Annotated in this window: 15 protein-coding genes, 1 tRNA gene and 1 pseudogene; 9 read left to right on the top strand and 8 right to left on the bottom strand. The window is 44.8% G+C overall.

All coding sequences use genetic code 11. The features are described from left to right. The first annotated feature begins 223 nt into the window (after positions 1-223). A complete protein-coding gene (locus HY877_03175; protein ID MBI5299280.1) occupies positions 224-1,246 on the top strand; it encodes a hypothetical protein in 1,023 nt (340 codons plus the stop codon). Here HY877_03175 and HY877_03170 read toward each other — a convergent pair. From HY877_03170 to thiI, 5 genes are all read right to left on the bottom strand, one after another. Further along, positions 1,230-2,525, bottom strand: coding sequence for a radical SAM protein (locus HY877_03170; GenBank protein ID MBI5299279.1), 1,296 nt, complete (start codon positions 2,523-2,525; stop codon positions 1,230-1,232). The genes HY877_03175 and HY877_03170 overlap by 17 nt on opposite strands. After that, positions 2,522-3,391: a squalene/phytoene synthase family protein gene (locus tag HY877_03165; protein ID MBI5299278.1), complete on the bottom strand. Its 870-nt coding sequence runs from the start codon at positions 3,389-3,391 to the stop codon at positions 2,522-2,524. Before HY877_03165 ends, HY877_03170 begins: the two co-directional genes overlap by 4 nt. A gap of 157 nt (positions 3,392-3,548) precedes the next feature. Further along, positions 3,549-4,442, bottom strand: coding sequence for a squalene/phytoene synthase family protein (locus HY877_03160; protein ID MBI5299277.1), 894 nt, complete (start codon positions 4,440-4,442; stop codon positions 3,549-3,551). Between the two features lie 52 nt (positions 4,443-4,494). Next, a complete protein-coding gene (locus HY877_03155) occupies positions 4,495-5,283 on the bottom strand; it encodes a HEAT repeat domain-containing protein (protein ID MBI5299276.1) in 789 nt (262 codons plus the stop codon). Between the two features lie 279 nt (positions 5,284-5,562). After that, positions 5,563-6,717 carry a tRNA 4-thiouridine(8) synthase ThiI gene (gene thiI, locus HY877_03150; protein MBI5299275.1) on the bottom strand — a complete coding sequence of 385 codons (1,155 nt, stop codon included), beginning with the start codon at positions 6,715-6,717 and terminating at the stop codon, positions 5,563-5,565. Between the two features lie 240 nt (positions 6,718-6,957). Here thiI and HY877_03145 point away from each other — a divergent pair. The 6 genes and pseudogenes from HY877_03145 (at position 6,958) to HY877_03120 (ending at position 15,903) form a co-directional block, all read left to right on the top strand. After that, positions 6,958-8,718: pseudogene (locus tag HY877_03145) on the top strand (adenosylcobalamin-dependent ribonucleoside-diphosphate reductase). An 843-nt stretch (positions 8,719-9,561) separates the two neighbouring features. After that, positions 9,562-11,430: a hypothetical protein gene (locus HY877_03140; GenBank protein ID MBI5299274.1), complete on the top strand. Its 1,869-nt coding sequence runs from the start codon at positions 9,562-9,564 to the stop codon at positions 11,428-11,430. 210 nt (positions 11,431-11,640) lie between these two features. Further along, positions 11,641-13,767: a primosomal protein N' gene (gene priA, locus HY877_03135; GenBank protein MBI5299273.1), complete on the top strand. Its 2,127-nt coding sequence runs from the start codon at positions 11,641-11,643 to the stop codon at positions 13,765-13,767. 18 nt (positions 13,768-13,785) lie between these two features. After that, entirely contained in the window at positions 13,786-14,325 is a 540-nt protein-coding gene (gene def / locus HY877_03130; protein ID MBI5299272.1) for a peptide deformylase, read from the top strand. A gap of 1 nt (position 14,326) precedes the next feature. Further along, positions 14,327-15,256 (top strand): methionyl-tRNA formyltransferase, encoded by a 930-nt coding sequence (locus tag HY877_03125; protein ID MBI5299271.1) that lies wholly within the window; start codon positions 14,327-14,329, stop codon positions 15,254-15,256. After that, positions 15,253-15,903, top strand: coding sequence for a ribulose-phosphate 3-epimerase (locus tag HY877_03120; GenBank protein MBI5299270.1), 651 nt, complete (start codon positions 15,253-15,255; stop codon positions 15,901-15,903). Before HY877_03125 ends, HY877_03120 begins: the two co-directional genes overlap by 4 nt. A 45-nt stretch (positions 15,904-15,948) precedes the next feature. Here HY877_03120 and HY877_03115 read toward each other — a convergent pair whose 3' ends face one another. From HY877_03115 to HY877_03105, 3 genes are all read right to left on the bottom strand, one after another. Further along, positions 15,949-16,611: a transposase gene (locus tag HY877_03115; protein MBI5299269.1), complete on the bottom strand. Its 663-nt coding sequence runs from the start codon at positions 16,609-16,611 to the stop codon at positions 15,949-15,951. 189 nt (positions 16,612-16,800) lie between these two features. After that, positions 16,801-18,375, bottom strand: a complete 1,575-nt coding sequence (locus HY877_03110) for a 1-acyl-sn-glycerol-3-phosphate acyltransferase (protein ID MBI5299268.1) — start codon at positions 18,373-18,375, stop codon at positions 16,801-16,803. A 12-nt stretch (positions 18,376-18,387) separates the two neighbouring features. Continuing rightward, the gene (locus HY877_03105) at positions 18,388-19,335 is read right to left on the bottom strand and encodes a HAMP domain-containing histidine kinase (GenBank protein MBI5299267.1); all 948 of its coding nucleotides are present in this window, start codon (positions 19,333-19,335) and stop codon (positions 18,388-18,390) included. A 64-nt stretch (positions 19,336-19,399) separates the two neighbouring features. On the opposite strand from HY877_03105, the gene HY877_03100 reads away from it, so the two are divergent. Both HY877_03100 and HY877_03095 read left to right on the top strand, forming a co-directional pair. Beyond that, positions 19,400-20,092 (top strand): TerC family protein, encoded by a 693-nt coding sequence (locus HY877_03100; GenBank protein ID MBI5299266.1) that lies wholly within the window; start codon positions 19,400-19,402, stop codon positions 20,090-20,092. 80 nt (positions 20,093-20,172) lie between these two features. Beyond that, positions 20,173-20,246: transfer RNA gene (locus HY877_03095), tRNA-Pro, on the top strand. The last annotated feature ends 133 nt before the right edge of the window (positions 20,247-20,379 follow it).

The raw sequence follows: 20,379 nt of genomic DNA, 5'->3' as shown, positions 1-20,379 counted from the left end.
TTCATGCAAAATAATTCTGAAAATCATAGTTCCTTCAATTCCTGCAAAACAATTCAACCATTCAAAAATCTAAGAGAGTTTCCGGAGGTGCCCTTTAGAACCTCTAACCCACATAGGCACAGACGAGGTTGATATTGATACTGTCGCAAGAGCCTTTATTGCCGCACTTTATGCGGGAAGGCGTGTTGCGGCGGCATCGTTACAAACCCAACTCCTGCAAAAAGTGGCGGCGCTAAGGCCCGCAACTTTCACCCGATTTCAGTCCCCGGAAAGAGCCAGAGAAACTTTTAGAAAACTCTTTTCCGGCAGAGAAACAGCAACACCCACCCCCTTCAACGTTTTAATGCGAGCCAGACAACTGACAGCGCAAAATTTGGATGCCTTTAACCATAATCCCGTTTTTATTCTGTCCACTTTCGCCGATTTTCGTCTTCTAGGTGTCGATCAAGTGTGGAAATATGTTTTGGTGGAGAGAATTTCGGCGCAGGGAAATAAAACCTATGAACTTCATATTGGCTCTGAAGATGGTTCTCACTGCAATATGATGTTGGAAAAAGAAGAAAAAGCCGTTGCGGCGGGAAGAATTCGATTTCATAAAAATACAATCCAGCTCAATGGCGAAAGCATCTTAATGCCAACAGAATTTGGCCACATTCAAATAGCATCTGCCCATGTTGCTACTCCTTCCGGATTGACAGTCGCCAAAGAAATTTTAACAACAATGCTTGGCAACCGCGTTCTTATTACCATTGAAGAGAGTCCGGGTTTTTCAGAACCGGAAGCACTGGTGGCAAGAATCACACCCCGATCTCCATCTCCTGAATCCTTCGATGTTCACGGCACTATCCATCTCCACGAAATTTTTCAGCGTGAAAATATTTTGGATGGTCAAAAAATAAATTATGTTTTGGTGAGAACAGCAACCGGAACCAATCAACTAAGAATCGACACTAAAACAAGACCTCACTCCATCATGGTGGCGGAAGGAGAGACCGTCCTCGCCGCGGGAAAAATTCAGCGTGCCATAACAAAGCGAGGAGCCTATGCTTTTATTATCAATGGCGACAATGAAGGATATCCAACATTTGAAGAAGCATTGAATGCGGCCGTGGGCTATTTGAACGCTCAGATTCCGGCGATGCACCATCAAGCCATGAGTTTTATGACAATAGATTTCCGGACCGCGCATCCGGAGCTATGGAGAATTGACACAGCCCCAACGGCGGGCTCTACAGCACATCCATAAATGCTGACACAGAGAAAACGGCTTTCCCAATCCCCGGCAGTCCGTATCCGGGAGGGACCGGAAGTTTATATTTGCGATGCGTGTCGCGGTAGACCTGCAAAAGATTCACGAAATATTCGAGCGGTGGTGGTTCGGTGTTGGTTTGGCATAAAACTGTATTGGGTTCCACGCACCAAACGGTGAAGCGGGGACAAATTCCTTTCGACATAAAAAATTCGAGGCCTTCAGCGGTGGATTGAATTGCTTCCGGCACGGTCTTGAATCCATAAGGCTCCGACATCTCAACGCCTGCCACAAAATTGGGAATGACATGAGAAGGTCCAAAAATTTCAGCCGCATCCAAAGTTCTCTTTATCCATTCCGCTCTTCCAACATGACGTTCTTTGCCGGGACATAATGTGCGAAAAAGACTTTGGTCCCAGACTTCGTAATTGGGATGATAAATTTGATATCCCGCTTCTTTCAATTTTTTTACATCATCCAAAACAAGGGCCTGAACATTTGCTTTTCCAATCCATCGGCCCGGAAATTTTTTCTCAATGGCTTTGGCATAGCTGGCGTAAAAGGTAGATTCTGTTTTACCATTCAAATTGGTGGTAATGGATCCACCACTCACGGTATAGGCCCGGCTTATTTTTTGAGTGTCATTAGTTTGGATGATTTCCAAAGCCTCCAGCACTTCTTCGATCGTCTTAACAGCTGTATACGAGCGTTTCTTTTTTTGTTGCCTATAGTTTTCATTGATATCACAAAACCGGCACTCCTCTTTGGAACCCCAGTATTGGCAAAGCCGAAACGCCGTGATGTAAATGAGATAACCCCATTCAATGGTGGGAGCAATGTCGCTAACCGGTTTTCCATTACTTAATTTCTCTTTGTAATAGTCAGGGAGTGAAGGCAAAGAAACATCACAAATTTTTTCATCCAGATAGAAAAGTGTGAGAGGGTTGGCAGTCGGAGCCAACACTTGATAATCAACATGATAAGGCGATTTAGGATTTAATCTTACCGAAACAATCGTCCGCTTGAAATTTTCAGGGCCACCGCTCAGAGCAATTTCTTCCGGTGTTGCATGCCTCGATTGCGCACTCAAATCTTTTTGTAAAGCCCTGTCGAAAGAAAAAATGAAATAGGATTTTGCTTTGCACGTCACCGTTTTTTGGAGCGTTTGATCACTAAAAGAAATTCCCATTCTTAGAAGATCGCTTTTGACAATCGCCTCCAAAGGGATGTCGTATCGCTTTTTAAGAATCCCTAAATTTTTCCAGTGAGAACTCATTTGAAAAAACTTTCTAACAAGGCCCCATAAACTTGTCTTCTGGAAACTTTTACGACCAAATCGGCCTTGGGCCATGTTTTGGAGGATTCCAGCAATTCCAGCGTCTTAAACCCAAGCCTCGCGGGAAGCCTCACAACGGCTTTGAGCCTTAAGGCATACCATGGAAAGTAACTGCAATATTTTTGGTATTCCTGAAGATATTGTCTCGCCAATGAAAAAATTTTTGGAAGAGGCATGCCCTTGGGAATATAGGATCTTCCTTTTTTCAAATCTTGCGGCAAGTCTCTTAAAATATTGACCAACTGCAATCCCTTTCCCAATTTTTCACCCGTCTCAAAATGTTCTTCTCCAAAATGTTTCGCAAAAGAAAAATGTTCCTGAATAATTTTCGTCCAGAAGCGCCCCACACAACCGGCGACATAATAGGTGTAATCATTCAACTGAAGTTCTGTTTCAAAAGCGGAAAATTCCAAATCGATAATCATCCCTTGAGTCAATTCCAACACAAGTTCCTGAATCAAAAGCCAATCGTGAGGTTCAAGCGATTCCAACGCCGACATCAACGCGGGAAGATTTCGCAAGAGGTTCAATTCCGCTGGCGATCCTCCTCCGGGTTGTACAACTTCTGCAAAAATATTTTCAGATATGTTTTCTTGAGGCGCGGCAAACCATTCTCGGTAGGCATTCAGTAGACGTAAGCGTTCTCCACGCGGAATCAATTCTGTATCGGCAATCGTATCCGCCGCCTTGCAACACAAAAAAGCAATTCCCATTTGAAAACGGATTTTTCGCGGTAGCAAAACAAGACTTAAATAAAAGGAGCGGGAAACCCCCTTTAAAATTTTCTTGAGATTAGTATTTGTCATTCTGAGCCTTTCGTACTTGTCATTCTGAGCCTTTCGTACTTGTCTTTCTGAGCCTTTCGTACTTGTCTTTCTGAGCGAAGCGAAGAATCTCATATGGGATCCTTCGCGGAGTTTACACTGAGCATAGCGAATGTGCTCAGGATGACAACCACCGTTATCATGACAAAAAAGCTTTCAATAATTCTTTAGAAGTGATTTTTAATTTTTCGACGGTGGTCAGTCTGATCTTTCCTCGAAAAACGCTTAAAGGATCGTGAGTGATTTTATTCAGAATCGCTTCATAAAAAAGTCCCATCAAAATGGCCGCCAACATTTTTTTCCGTTCTCGGACAATTTTTGGGAATAATTCCCACGCTTCTTTAAAATTGGCGCGAGCTCTTTCAATTTCAAAATAAAGAAGATCGACAATGTCTATTATAGGGGCAGGCAAAGCCCCCTCTCGCTCGCGTTGCTCGCTAATGTTTGTACTTTCTCGCAACATTTCTATCGTCACACGGAATTTTTTCAAATCTTCTTGCGGCAAATAAACACGGCCACGCTTTAAATCAGAGGCCACATCGCGCAAAATGTTGGTGAGCTGAAGTGCTTTCCCCATCGCGATGGCTCCATGTTTCACTTCCGTTGTCATGGTCACTCCAAAAATGTGGATTGAGACAAATCCCACACAGGAGGCAACGCGAAAACAATAATCCTGAAGTTCTGAAAAAGTTTCGTAAGTCTTTTTGGTCAAATCCATTTCACAACCGGCCACAATTTCCTGAAGATACATTTTGGGGATTTTATATTCCCGCACAACACCTGCCAACGCCTGAGACACCAAATGTTGCGGATTTCCCTCATAAAGAAGATGAACTTCTTTTCGCCAAAAATCTAAAGCCTCTTTCGCCTTGTCCGGCGTCGGCGCCTCGTCAACACTGTCATCAACAATGCGACAGAAAGCGTAAAAAACTTCCATCGCGAGACGTTTCTTCTTTCCCAAAAGATAAAAGGCTAAAATAAAGTTCGAGCCACTTTGTTTGCAAACCTGATGGCAGTAATGTTGAGAATCCATGAGAGGATTTTCTAAGGCAGGAAAAATTTTCGCGCAATGATCCAGTTAAGACTTAAAGATAAGCAAGGGTATTTTGAGCCTCACGCTGACAACTAGAAACGGGGTCGTTTCTTGCCATTTTGTCCAGAGCTGTCATAACGGGCTTAAGATCAAACTCGGAATTATCCATCAAACAATAGGGAACCATCTGTCTTAAAGCGCGAGCGGCTTTTATACGAACCCACAGTTCTGGCTCTCGCGCCGGATCAAGCAGTGAAAGAACAATGGGAATTACCATAGCTGTTTTATCACCTATTTCACCCAAAACCTCGACTGTAGCCTCTCGCACCCTTGCATTTGGACTCTGTTGCAAAATAAGAATTAAATCGGGGACAACACGAGGTCCGATGTGTGCCAATGCGGCAATAGCTTTGGCCGAAACAATATAATCTTCGTCTCCCAAAATTTTCAAAAAAGCTTCTTTTGGTAAATCCGAAATATCACTGAGCTCACTGAGTTCTCTCATGGCACTGAAACGATCATCCCGATTGCTTCTCACAAAGAGCTGTTCGCCAAGCCAACGAGCGCGTCTCTCCAAGGCGGCCATTCCATCAACACCAACAATCCCGTCTAAAAATTCTTTGGGGTAACCCTCTCTTTCGAGCTGTTCCCGCTCTTGTGGCGTCACGACCAAACCCGTTCCCTCTCCCAAAACAAGTGTTGGTTTACATTCTCTTTCGGAAAGGATAACGGCGTCACAAGCAGCTTTGGAGCGATTACCAAAACCTTGTGTACGAGCCTCTAAAAAACGCTCTGCATCCGCCTTATTTAGTTGTCTTACCTTACGGCTGACCGTTGACATAGATCGTCTCCATTATAGTTATCGGCATTTTAGACGAAAAAGTTGCCTCAACTACACTTAGCCTCGCACCAGGTCGCGGCTAATAACAAATTAACAAACAATTTCGCTGAGTTATATTGTCATCTGGTCGCGGGAGAGAGCAAAAAACTGTTAGCCCTGTTTAATCGACCATCGCCCAGAATCCGCAAAGAGGATGCAAAAAATCAAAATTACAATTCAAAATTTTTGAATTTTGGTTTGTTATTTTGCATTTTGATTTTTAAATTTTGGACTTTAATTTTAAGTCAGTTCGTAAATTTTACTTTCTTTGACTCCTTTTAAAACAGATCCTTCTATATCCATTTTTTTTTCAACTGTCTCCAATTCTTCGGGTCTGGAACGGGTGCGTGGACTTTTTGGAATCATAAAAGTGCAACAATCTTCATGCGGTTTGATTGAAATATTAAAAGTCCCGATTTTTTGCGCCTGATCGACTATCTCCATTTTGTCCATCCCAATTAAAGGTCGCAACACAGGAATCGTTACCACACTTTCAACCGAGGCGAGATTAGATAGAGTTTGGGAGGCCACCTGCGCCAAAGCTTCTCCCGTCACCAGCGCCAAACAACCATGTTCGTGAGCCAATTTTTCCGCGATCCGGAGCATCATGCGTCGATACAATAAAACGCGCGTACTCTCCGGAGTATTGGAGATAATTTGGCGCTGGATTTCTCCAAACGGAACCGAAATTAAAATTCCCCCTTTTTGGTAAACATTCAAAGCCTCCGCCAATTCAACTGCTTTGTCTTCCGATTCGGCCGAAGCAAAAGGAGCGGAATGAAAATGAACGAAAAAAACTTCGCAACCCCGTTTCATCATCCGCCACGCCGCCACAGGTGAATCGATTCCCCCCGAAAGAAGCGTCATAACGCGACCGGAAACTCCTGCGGGCAATCCCCCCAAACCCTGAATTTTTCGAAACCCATAAAAAATTTTATCTTCAAAAAGTTCAATATGAATTGTTGTCTCCGGATTCGTTAAATTAACAGCCGTTCTTGTTTTCATCTGAACAAAATGTCCAATCTCCTCATTCACATATTGAGAACTGACCGGAAATGTTTTGTCTGCTCTTTTCGCACGGACTGCAAAACTGGAAAATTTTTCCCCTTCCAACTCCCGATCCAAATTCTGTTTGAGTTCTTCGAGAGAGGCCCCCGCCCTGCTACAGGGAATGAAGTTCGCCAGTCCAAAAATTTTGCCAAGCACGGAAGACACAATTTGCGGATCAGGGGAGACCTTAAATTCAAGCCAGAAGCGTCCCTGAAGACGGTGAAGCTTGCATGGCGCGATATCCTTGAAACGGCTGGTGATGCTATCCATCAAAGCTTTTTCGAAAAAAAAACGGTTTCGAAATTTGAGGGCGATTTCACTGTAATGAAGAAGATAGTGTTGCATAATTTAAGCTCTCTAATTCACTCACCTTTTTAAGAAAGGCAAGAAATTGCGTGAAGAAGAGTTAAAAAAAGACAGAAAAATCGCCGAAAATTGTTTTGACACCTCAATATATTGTGGTCTAAACTTGGCACACATACTAGATGTTGTGGATAAAGATGGGGATAAAAAATCATTTTCCACTCTAACATTTTGAAATGATTCAAATTTTTTAAATTTTAACATTTTTTTAAGGGGGCCTTTGTGTCAACATCGCTTGAAACACCCGTAGTAACCACCATCAATACCGCAAAAGAAGATTTACACCCGATTCCGAAGGGAGTTTCGGTAGAACGTTTTTTCACAAAAAAAGGCGTCGATCCGCTGGATTCTGTAAAATACGTCAAACGTGCTTCGTTGATTGCCAACACCGACGGATCGGTTGTTTTTAAAATGGATGATTGCGAAGTGCCGGAAGGTTGGTCTCAATTAGCCACCGATATTTTGGTTTCAAAATATTTTCGCAAAAAAGGTGTTCCGGGTGTGGGTCACGAAACATCGGCGAGACAAGTTGTCCGTCGCATTGCCGAAACAATTCGCAAAGCCGGCGAAGAACTCGGCGGTTATTTTGCCACATCAGAAGACGCGCAAAATTTTGAAGACGAATTGAAATTTTTTCTGGTTCACCAATATGGCGCTTTCAATTCCCCCGTCTGGTTTAACTGCGGTCTTTATCATTCCTATAATATTGAAGGTCAAGGTGGAAACTGGTCATGGAATCCAGAGAGCAATGCGGTTGAATTAACCGCAAATGCCTACCAACACCCGCAATGCGCGGCGTGCTTCATTCAATCCGTCGGTGATGATTTGATGTCGATTTTTGATTTGGCCAAATCGGAAGCGCGACTTTTCAAATATGGTTCCGGAACCGGAACAAATTTTTCTTCACTGCGTGGCCGGCAGGAAAAACTTTCCGGCGGCGGAACTTCTTCGGGTCTTATGTCCTTCCTCGAAGTGTTGGATCGCGGTGCGGGTGCCACCAAGTCTGGTGGCACCACACGCCGTGCCGCCAAGATGGTCTGCTTGAATGCCGACCATCCCGAAATTGTCGACTTTATCGAATGGAAAGTGCGCGAAGAAAAGAAGGCGCGCGCCATTATCGCCGCGGGTTATGATGCCGACTTTAACGGTGAAGCCTACAAAACCGTTTCGGGACAAAATTCCAACAACTCTGTCCGTCTTCCCGACGATTTTATGTATGCCTATCTTAATGATGGAGAATGGAAAACCAAATTCCGCACCACCGGTGAAGTCTGCGATACTTTCAAAGCACGCGATCTGATGAAAAAAATTGCCTCTGCCGCGTGGATGTGCGCCGACCCGGGCGTTCAATTCGACACGACAATCAACAAATGGCATACCGCAAAAAATTCCGGCCGAATCAACGCCAGTAATCCGTGTAGCGAATTTATGTGCCTCGACGATACCGCCTGCAACTTGGCGAGTCTCAATCTTGTAAAATTTTACAATGAAGAAACACGCACTTTTGATGTCGAAAAATACCGTCACGCTTGCAAAATTTTCTTCATCGCGCAGGAAATTCTGGTCGACTTCTGTGCCTACCCGACACAAACTATCGGGCAAAATAGTCACGACTATCGCCCGCTGGGTCTGGGTTACGCTAATTTGGGAACACTCCTCATGATTATGGGACTTCCCTATGACAGCGACGAAGCAAGAAACATTTGCGCGTCACTCACCTCCATCATGACGGGTCATGCCTACACAACCTCCGCCGAGATTGCCGCTCACAAAGGGGCTTTCCCGGGGTTCGCAAAAAATCGCCAATCGATGCTCGAAGTAATGAAGATGCACAAGGCCGCGGCCAACGATATCGAAAAAGAAAAATGCCCCAGCTATTTGCGTGAAGCCGCGCTTGCAGACTGGGACCGTTGTTTGGAGGTGGGCGAAAAATACGGTTACCGAAATGCTCAAGCCACTGTTTTGGCTCCGACCGGCTGTCTTGTAGGAAATTCTTTGGTCACAACGGACCGTGGTTTGGTCCGCCTTAAAACTTTGGGAAATCCCGAAGGAACACAATGGCAGGATGTTTCGCTGAAGGTGTTCACCGATGAAGGTCCTCAAGAAGCAACAAAATTTTATGTGAACGGCATCGCGCAAACACGGCGCATCAGAACCAAATGCGGATATGAAATTCAGGGAACGCTCATTCATCGAATCCGCGTTGTTGATAAGCAGACGGGAGAATGGATTTGGAAACGTTTTGCAGATATCACACAGGGAGACATTGTTCCCATGGCTTTGGATCAGATGATTGGAAAATCCAAAGAAGTTTCGTTGCCTCCTCTGGGAGATTTACATTGGAATGCCGATTTTGAAACAATCGTTCCAAGACACATGAATTCCGATTTGTCCGAGTTGGTCGGTTATTTTATGGGGGACGGATCATTGCATGGCAAAGGGCTACGCTTGTGCGTAACAGAAGGGGATCTGGATGTTTTGGAAAGATTGCGATATCTTTCTAAGATTCTCTTTCATCTGGAGCCCGCCATTAGTAAAAAGAAGGGCTATACAGAAATAGCCATCCATTCTGTTCCTCTGACTATTTGGTGGGAGGCTTGCGGTTTTTCAAAGGTGAGACCGGAAGGCCACAAGGGAAAAGGCCTTACCCCTTTTGTTCCGGATGCCATCCTGCATAGCAATGATCGAAAAATTTATCAGGCCTTTTTGCGGGGCTTATTTGAAGCCGATGGAACTGTCACTGTCGGAATTCCCCACTGGTCTTCCACAACAAGAACATTTTCAGATGAGGTAAAATCTCTTCTGCTAACGCTTGGTTTTCCGACAATGACCAAAATGGACCGGACGGGCTGGGGAGAATCGGATTTGTATGTCCTCCGTCTGCGAAACAAGTCATACCATGCCTCTTTTCTTGAAGAAATCGGGTTCATCAGCAAAAGAAAAAGGGGGGCAGTAGACACCGCAGACTATGTTCAAGCGGCCAGAAAAGATATTGTTTATTTGGACGAGGGCATTTTGAAAATGGCAGTTGGAGACAATCGCAGTATTCATTATAACGCAGTCCAACTTTCGCTCAAACGCCATGGAGGAATTGCAAGACACCGCGCCCAAATGCTTTATGATGACACCAAGGACGCGCGAATCCGTGAAGCCCTTGGATTTTTTTATGACACCGTTGAAACAAACGAGGATGGGGGAGAACAACCGACCTATGATCTTTCCGTTCCTGCCAACGTAACATACACCGCCAATGGTTTTTTAAGCCATAACACCATCGGACTTTTGATGGATTGCGACACCACCGGTATTGAACCCGACTTTGCACTCGTGAAATTTAAAAAATTGGCCGGCGGTGGTTATTTCAAAATCGTCAATCAGAGTATCCCCAAAGCCCTGAAGCATCTTGGTTACACCGAATCGCAAAGCAAAGAGATCATCACTTATATTCTTGGCACCTCTTCTCTTAAAAAGGCTCCTCACATTCGGGAGGAAGTATTGCGCGCAAAAGGTTTCAACAAGGATGATCTTGAAAAAGTGGAAAGAGTTCTTCCGGGTTCGTTTGAGTTAACACAGGCCTTTTCCACACACACGCTTGGAAAAGAAACCATGGGGCGTTTTGGATTTACCGAAGATCAATACAACAAACCCGGTTTCAATCTTCTTAAGGCGCTGGGATTTTCCGATCCACAGATTGAGGAAGCTTCATTGGTTATCTGCGGACGGATGACGATTGAAGGCGCACCGCATCTTTGCAAAGAGCACCTTCCCATTTTTGATTGCGCCAACAAATGCGGCGGTCTGGGCAAGCGCTATCTGGCGCCCATGTCTCATATTCGGATGATGTCCTCCGCCCAAAAATTCATCAGCGGCGCCATTTCGAAGACAATCAATCTTCCCAATGAAACAACCGTGGAGGATATCGAAAAACTCTACGTGGAAACATGGAAACTGGGATTGAAATCCGTTGCACTTTATCGCGATGGTTGCAAACTTTCGCAACCTCTCAACGCAACGAACGATAAGCAGAAGGAAACCGCGACGGAAACAGCCTTGGCGGCGCAACAACAACCCACATTAAAACGTCATCGTCTTTCGAAAAAACGCCGCGGGTTTACGCAAGAGGCGCGCATCGGCGGTCACAAAGTTTATTTGAGAACCGGCGAATATGAAGACGGTACTTTGGGAGAACTCTTCATCGACATGCACAAAGAAGGAGCCTCTTTTCGAAGTATCATGAACTGTTTTGCGATTGCGGTCTCTCTGGGACTTCAATATGGAGTGCCGCTCGAAGAATACGTTCAGTGTTTCACCTTCACGCGATTCGAACCGCAAGGCACTGTCGACCATCCCAATATCAAAATGGCAACCTCTGTTATTGATTTCATCTTCCGATTGTTGGGGATGGAATATCTGGGACGAACCGATTTTGTTCAAGTGAAGCCAAACAAAGATGAAGATGTGATGATGCAAATAGAAAAAAGGACTATGGACAATGGACCATTGACTAAGAACAAAAAACCGGAAAAACCGCAGTTAAAAGTAATCACACCACAACCTCAGAATTCCGTGATGAACGAACATCTTTCAACAATGATGGGAGATGCCCCATTCTGCGATGCCTGCGGACACGTAACAGTGCGCAACGGAAGTTGTTACCGCTGTGTCAACTGCGGCAACTCGATGGGGTGTTCGTAAGATGCCGCGCTGAAAGAACTGTTGACGGAAAGCACCACCAAAGTTACTGAATTTAAGCCGGGGGAAACGAAGAGTCTCTAATGCAGTAATAAATTAAATTTGACCTGTTGTTGTCATTCCCGCGAAAGCGGGAATCCAGTTTTATCATTCTGGATTCCGGATATTTTTGCTGTAGCAAAAATTCCGGAATGACATGATGAAGGACTCAGAATGATATCATTTTCCTACGCCCAAGTTGCGGTGGCTACACCGCTTAATCAGCTTTTTACTTATCGCATTCCTTCTGCTCTGCAAAATCAGATCAAACAGGGCGCACGGGTTGTGGTTCCTTTCAGGCGCAAACAAGTCCTTGGATTTTGCATCGCACTTTCCGATCAACCTCCTTCTGATTTTTCAGCCGACAAACTCAAAGAAATTCTGGAGGTAAAAGATGAAACTCCTGTTTTTTCGGAAAAGATGCTCGAACTTTTGCAATGGCTCTCCGATTATTATTTGGCACCGCTGGGAGAAATTTGCCGCGCCGCTCTTCCCACTCGTCTCACACAGGTAAAAACTCCTTCGCAAACCAAACCGCGTCTCAAAGAAGAAGAACATTCCATTTTTCATCAAGCCGAACCTCTACAATTGATGGAGGGACAAAAAGAGGCGCTCCAAAAATTGATTGATAGATTTCAAAGTTTTAGCGAGCTTTGCTCGCGTGAGGGGGAGGCTCCGACGGCTTTGCCGGCGGAGGGGGCGACGCGAGCCCCTATAAAAAGTGCTTTTCAAAATCCATCTCAGCCGATCTTACTTCATGGCATTACCGGTTCCGGCAAAACGGAAGTTTATCTGCAATTTTTAAATAAAGTTCTCGAATCCGGAAAAGAAGCAATTCTGCTCGTTCCCGAAATTGGTCTGACGCCACAGTTGATTGGCAGAGTACAAAGCCGCCTCCAATCGAATGTTGCCATTTATCACAGCGGTTTGAGTGATACATGGCGACAAATCTATTGGGAGAAAATGCGGGAAGGAAGCGTCAAAGTGGCGGTCGGTACACGCTCCGCCCTGTTTGCCCCTTTCAAAAATTTGGGCGCCATCATCATCGATGAAGAACATGATCCTTCTTACAAACAAACCGAAGGGGGATTTTACTACAACGCCCGTGATGCGGCGATTTTGCGCGCGAAGTTGGAGAAGGCTGTTGTGGTGCTGGGGTCTGCAACTCCCTCGCTCGAAACTTTTTACAACACCAAAAGAGGGAAATACGAATATATCGCTCTTCCGGAAAGGGCCACCGGAGCGACACTTCCCGAAGTTCAACTCATTGATCTCAAGCAAGAAAAATTGGCGCCTGATTCGAAAACACTCTCACCCACTTTGAAAGCGGCCATCTCTGAAAATTTATATCGCGGAGAACAATCTCTTCTTTTTTTAGACCGCCGCGGTTTTGCCAACTTTTTACTCTGTCAGGATTGTGGACATGTTTTGAAATGTAAAAATTGCGCCATCTCTCTAACCTATCACAAATATCCTCCGTCTCTTGTTTGTCACTATTGCGATTATCACACGCGCCTTCCTGAAAAATGCCCCGAATGCCAAAGCAGTGCTCTCAAACTTTTGGGGGAAGGAACTGAAATGCTGGAAGAAGAATTAAAAAATCTTTTCCCGACTGCGAGGATTGTCCGTCTCGACCGTGACACCGCGGGAAAAAGAGAGCATCGCCATGAGGTGTTGCATCAAATGAAAAAGGGAGAAGTCGATATTTTATTGGGGACACAAATTGTGGCGAAGGGTCACGACTTTCCGAATGTCACATTGGTGGGGGTGATTCTGGCCGACCAATCGCTCTTTCTGCCAGACTTCCGGTCTTCCGAAAGAACCTTTCAACTTCTAACGCAAGTGGCAGGCCGCTCAGGCCGTGGAGACAAACCGGGGAAAGTTCTCATTCAAACATTTCAGCCGGAACATTTCGCCCTTCAATGCACCCGTCAACACGACTTCAAACGCTTTGCGGAAGAAGAACTCCAACAACGCGAAAGCCTTTGTTACCCCCCTTTCTCCAGACTCGCGCAAATCCGCCTGCAGGGGAGTGACGGGGATAAAGTAAAAAAAGGAGCTTTAAATCTTAAAAATTTTTTGGGCAGAAAAAAGTGGGAGAAGGATCCACCCGTCATCATGGGTCCTGTGAAATCCCCGCTGGCGAAAGTGCGCGGCAAACATCGCTGGCAGATTTTAATCAAAGCTTTCAAAGTGAAGGAATTGCTTTGGTTACTGCGACAGGCTCAGACACAATCCAAAGAAATGCTCCCCGCCGGAGTCCAGATCCAAATTGATGTTGACTGCCTTAATCTGATGTAGTTTCTTAAGGCCCTCAAAATGAGTATTTTAAAAATCATCACCTATCCGGATCCCGGCTTGCAAACAGTCTGCAAACCGGTTGAAAAAGTTTCGAAAGAAATCCAAAAACTTTTGGATGACATGGCGGAAACCATGTACGCCGCACCCGGTATTGGTCTTGCCGCACCGCAGGTGAGTCAGCTTTTGCGGGTGATTGTGCTCGACACAAAATGGAAAGACAAAAAGGGAGAGGGAGAACTTTTTCAACTCATAAATCCCAAAATCATTCACCGCGAAGGAAAAATTGAGTGGGAAGAGGGCTGTCTCAGCATTCCTGATTTTTCACAAAAAATGGAGCGCTCCAAGAAGGTAACAGTCGAGGCCCTTGATAAACAAGGATCACTAATCCGGATTGAGGGCGAAGACCTTCTGGCTGTCTGCCTGCAACATGAAATTGATCATCTCGACGGAAAACTCATTATCGATAAATCCAGCCGGCTCAAAAGAAATCTCTATCTGGAAAAAATAAAAAAACACCTTCCTCCGGAAAGCAAGAAACACGACGAGGTTATCTTTTAAGATGAAAATCCTTTTTTTTGGTTCTGATACCTTTGCCATTCCTTCTCTGAGAGTTTTGCATGCCTCTTCATCGCACAAAATTATTGGAGTCGTCACACAACCGGATAAACCGGCGGGACGTGGCCGCAAAATGACCCCTTGTCCGGTAGCTGTATTGGCGAAAGACTTAGGGCTTCCCCTTTTGCAACCGGCAAAAATTCAGGAGGAAACCGTTATTCAGGAAATTTTAAATTTAAAAGCCGATGTGTTGGTGGTGGTGGCTTATGGAAAATTTTTACCGCAGTCTTTGATCGACAAAACACGCTACAAAGCGGTCAATCTTCACCCTTCGCTTCTCCCAAAATATCGCGGCGCATCTCCAATACAAACGGCCATTTTAAACGGCGACACCAAAACGGGCGTAACAACCATGATCGTGAGTTCCGAAATGGATGCCGGTGATCTTTACCTGCAATGCGAAACCGACATTGATCCCGTTGAAATCGCAGAAGGTCTGGAAGCTCGTCTTGCCGAAGTAGGAGCCCATCTGATTTTGAAAACACTGGAAGGATTGGAAAAGAAAACTCTGAAACCGATACCGCAAGATCCAAAAAAAATAATTCTCACGCGCAAAATCACAAAAGAAGACGGTCAGATTAACTGGAACGAATCGGCAGAAACACTTTACAACAAACTCCGCGCCTATACACCATGGCCGGGCCTCTTTTGTCATGTAAACGGAAAAATTCTGAAAATTTTTGAAGCGGCACCCATGGAAAATGATTCAAAAGAAAAACCCGGAACAATTCTCGACAACAAAAACGGATTGATTCTTCGCTGTGGAAAAGGAGCACTCTGTCTCTTGGAAGTCCAACTCGAAGGGAAGAAGAGAATGAGTACCGCTGATTTTCTAAAAGGCTACTCCGTAACGGTAGGAGAAAAACTTAAATGAAAAAACTCATCGCCCCTTCCATTTTGTCGGCCGATTTTGCAAGATTGGGTGAAGAAATCACCGCCGTTGAAAAAGCGGGTGCCGATTTGATTCACATCGACATTATGGATGGTCATTTCGTACCGAACCTGACGATGGGACCGTCTATTGTCACTTCGATTCGCAAGATCACAAAACTTCCTCTCGATTGTCATTTAATGATTGAGAAACCCGAAAAATTTATCGAGCCCTTTGCCAAAGCCGGCGCTGACTGGATCAGCGTTCATATTGAAACGTCGAATCTATCGGAGTTATTACCAGCTATCAAAAAACTGAGTTGCAAAGCGGGCGCTGTTATCAATCCGCCCACACCGATTGAAAAAATATTTCCTTTCTGCAAGCTCGCCGATTTTATTTTGGTAATGACCGTCAACCCGGGTTTTGGAGGACAAAGTCTGGTGGAAGGGTCGTTTAAAAAAATAGCGAAACTAAAAAGCTATCTCACACAAAACAATTTAAACACCCCCATCGAAGTCGACGGCGGCATCAAAACAGAAAACATCGGAGAATTCGCCAAAGCCGGCACCAACATCTTCGTCTCCGGCTCCGGAATTTTCCGCGTAAAAAATTACAGCGCAACAATCACGCAAATGAAGAGTTACATATAGTACCAGGTACTATATGTAATCCAGGTACTATATGTAATCCAGGTACTATATGTAATCCTCCATCAAGTTACTTCGCAAAAAATCGACTTGTTTAACCATTCGATTAAAGCGACAAGTCGGTTTACCATTTCCCTTCTCAAGTAAGTTGGAAATCTTGTCTGAGGGGATGGATGTATAAACCAGATTTTTATAAATTTGACGTCGTCGGTATTCCTCATCGCACACAGCCAAATAAGATGGATGAAATTCTAGTAAAGGATTTGGCTGACCCATATAATAAGAATAGCCACTCCACGGCCAATCTTCCGGCTTTGCGACAATGCCCGCTGACAAAGCATTCCTATGCTGATATCGCAAACACGCCAAACCATGCTGGTCATTCGAAATGATGCGGCTACGGTACCGATGTGCCCAAAAATGTCCGGAGCGTTTGTGGCGCTGATTGAAATCTTTTGCATATTTCAAACAAATGTCGTGCATAATTTCATCGATCAAAGAATCTCCGTGGTTTGATACCATCAGATGTACATGCGAATTCAGAATTTCGTAATTATAGAGTCGGAAACAAAATTTGCGTTTTCCCTCATACAGAATAAAAAGTAATCGCTCAAAATCGCCGTGTTCCTGAAAAAGGGGTTCCTTGTTATTGCAACGTAAAATGACATGATAATGAAGATCCTCTCCTTTAATTCGTGGTTGTCGCGGCATAACCATCTCCTTTCACAAAGTTACATATAGTACCTGGTACTATGTGTAATGCGAATGGCGTACCGTCTGGAGAAGGCTTTAAAGGGGGGAAAGAAAAAGAGGAATGATGAAAATGCTACAGCAAGTGCTCGATTTCCGTACAAGCGATTAACATATGGTACCTGGTACCATATGTTATGGTACCAAATGTTAAAACAGTTCGGCGATTTTATTGCGGAGGCAGGCTAGATTGTCGCGGGTCGCTTCGTGACGGAGTTGATTGGAGAGTTCAGTCAGTAATCCCCGCCATAATTTTGGCGGCAGAGCGTAAATATAATCCAGAATTAGATAAACAATTTCTTCCTGTCGCCATTGTTTGATCGCCACCGCCACTTCATCCACGCCGCGTTGGTCCAGAATTTCCCGAAGATCCATGAAGAATCGGCGTTCCAGACGAGTAGCCACTCCCAATAATTCTTGCAGAGATCCGTCAATTTTTGCGGTGAGTCGGTCAACCGTCATCGTTTCATCCACAAGAATTGGCTCACCCATTTTGATTGTTACTTTCGTTTCAGTCTGAATTTTCCAAGAACCTTTGGGACATACCGTTCCCGAACCAATCATTCCGACCGGCAACACCCAAACCTTTTCGCGAGATTTATATTTTGCCAAAGTTCCGGCTGTTGATACCGCAATATGGGCAATTCCTTTTTTGAAATAACCGCCCTCTTTTTTCAGACGCTCTTTTTTGCCGACACAAAAATAGCCGGCGTCCCAGCGTGTTCCATCCCGATTCAATTGCCCCCGGGCCCTTGTCCCCTGCGGGTAAATCGCCAATGACATATCGGAAGGAAGAAGTCTCTTCACCACATTGTCCACCGCTCTTTTTGCTTTCCCCTCCTGCTTTGATTTTCGGTCGACAAAAATCATTCCCCACGCCTCCAAAGTTTGACCAATCCCCAAAATCCGGTACAAAAATAAATTGTCCCTGAAGTGATCCTTGGCAACAATTATGCGGGGCATAAAACTCGTCACTGATCCGTCCGGCTTTTCCTTGAAATAAGCAAGTTGCGCCAAAGCAATATCGAGCAGACTTTTATGGCTCAAAGCATAAATAATTTTTCCCTCTTTGATTGAAGCCAGATCGGGTGCTTTTTCCACAATCACATCCATCCGGGCCATCTGTATCATACGCACCGCCCAAATCATCGAAAGGCCAGACCCCACACTCTTAATATAATGAGACCCCTTCCAGCGAAATGCCTTGTAGGCGAGGCGTCCAAATAAAAAAGTGGCATAAGCGCCGCGGAAACAGAGCCAGACACTCTGCTGTATCGGTTTTCCCTTTGCATAATGAAGATGCAAAGGATCGACGAGACACTCCGCCTTGGCAGGAACTCGATGGGGGAGAAAACCTAAACAGGCATAAAGATGATCAAAAAATTCCTGTGGTTCAACTCTTGGATTGAGGCGGGCAAATTCCTGCAAAGGCTTTAAACCGTGCCAACGCCACCACCGGCTGTAAAACGCCAATCCCAAAAATAAAATTTCAAAGGGCAAGAAAAAGGGAGCGCCTAGTTTAATCCATCCGTAAACGCGCCAACCCAATGTCCATAGCGCAAAAAGGATCACCGCAAAATCACGCGCCCAGCCAAACCAAAGCTCCAAAGCACCAACCAATCGATTCAACAGACGCAATCCAAAAAAATTATCGTGCAGAAAAAAGAAGAGACTGCGAAAAATCAGCGGGGCATACAGAAGGCTGAGAAAAATCCATGTCATCATTTTTTAAGTTTTTTAAGCTAAAAAAGAAAGTTGATAGCGAAAATGCGGGGTAACATTTTTTGTGCCGAGACGAAAGGCCTCTTTTTTTAAACGCTGGGAAATGCGAGTTGAAACGGATGAAGCCGCTCCTTCCTGCGATTCATAAATGGCGGTGACTACTCCCTGCGCCGGAAAAGCCATCACCATATCAACCGGATGCCGCACCAATCCTTTTACAAATCCCTCCACCAACTGAACCAATTTTTTTGCCCTGACAATTCCAAAACGCTGACGGATTTTTGTAAAATCGGTCAGAGTGATATCGTATTTATAAGTGCCGTAATTTTTCTCCGACTTCGAACTGGAAGTATCGAAAGCGGGCCAGTGAAAAGTGAAGGCAACATGAGTGCTCTTCGGAAACTCAAGCCAAAGTTGCCCTCCAGCGCGGCGCAAAGCCTGACGGCAAAAGGCTAGATCGCTTGTCTCTTCACCATCTCCCGTCCCTTGAAAAAAGTGTTCCAGAATTTTTTGGCGCTCCGCTTCATCCAAAGAATCAACGGCATAAATAAAGCGGGCCTGAATGGCAGGGCCTTCTCTGAGACGAACCTCCTTGATTTGAATTTCCAGTTTGGAATCGAAATGCGCCCGCTTTGCAGAAGCCACAACCAGTTCTGTTAAAATGGCCGTCGCCTCTTCCTTGGAACCAAAAGCTTTTGCGAGATCAGCAGTGGTGACAACATGATAAATAAGATGCCTGCTTAAGAATAAAAGATCGTGGGTTTTTAAAACCCCATGAAGCGTTTCCAGAAAATCAAAATAATGATCTTTTTTTGAGTTTGTTTTTTCCGGCTTTTGCAAATCTTCAAGACATTTTTGGGCCTGTATAAAAAGATGCTGTGTTTCTTTCGAAAAAGGTTTTGGCCATGTTGATTGTAATTTTTTTAACGATTGTTCCAGTTTGAGAAGTATCTTTTGCGACATAGAGGGACAATCCCAAAAAAATATCCGTTTGGCAAGTATGGGCAAGGATGTTAGGCAATGAAACATGTTTTTTCAGGATATTGCCACCATTGGCACACTCGTTGTTTTGGAGGGATTACTCTCCGCAGATAACGCACTGGTCTTGGCTGTGCTCGTCAAACATCTGCCCGATCAAGGCCGAAAGAAAGCCCTGCGTTACGGCATTTGGGGAGCATTTTTATTTCGTCTGATCGCTTTGTTGTTGGTAAGCTGGCTGATTCACGCATGGTATTTCAAGGCTGTTGGAGCCGCATATCTGATGTTTATTTCGGCACGGCATTTCCAAACCCTAAGAAAATCTTTCAAATCCGAAGAGAAAGCGATTAAGAAATTCGGGTTTTGGAAAACTGTTCTTGTTGTGGAATTGACCGACATCGCTTTTTCCGTTGATTCCATCTTGGCGGCCGTCGCCCTTTCGAACAAACTCTGGATCATCTATCTGGGCGGCGTGCTGGGAATTATTGCGATGCGTTTTGTGGCCGGGGGTTTTCTGAAACTGTTGGACAAATTTCCGGGACTCGAAAATGGCGCCTACCTTTTGGTTGGGTGGATTGGAATCAAACTTGCGGTTATAACTTGTCAGGAAGAAATCGCAGGGTTTCCGCATATAATGACGCCTCCTCTTTTTTGGAGCGTCATGGCTTTTATCCTTATTGGAAGCATGCTTTGGAAAGGGAAACAACACGGCAAGCGGGATGTCCCTCCAAACCTCCAATAAAGGAAATGGTGAAAAATGAGACTATCCTTTTTTTGAAATTTTGATATTTGATTTTTGCATTTTGATATTTGATTTTTTATCGGGGTGTAGCGAAGCCTGGTATCGCGCTTGCTTCGGGAGCAAGAGGTCCCGAGTTCAAATCTCGGCACCCCGACAATGATTTCGATGGGTTACATGAAGTGAATTTCATAACAACCATTTCTATTCCATAATACTGCCACACTTTTTCTCGGAAGAAACCAAGCGAAGCCTGTTCCCCTCAACTCCGGGAATCACGGGCAATGTTT

This window comes from Deltaproteobacteria bacterium (genome assembly GCA_016213065.1).
Classification (GTDB): domain Bacteria; phylum UBA10199; class UBA10199; order SPLOWO2-01-44-7; family SPLOWO2-01-44-7; genus JACRBV01.
Note: the sequence above shows the minus strand (reverse complement) of the source record. Positions and strands in the feature narration are given on the sequence as shown.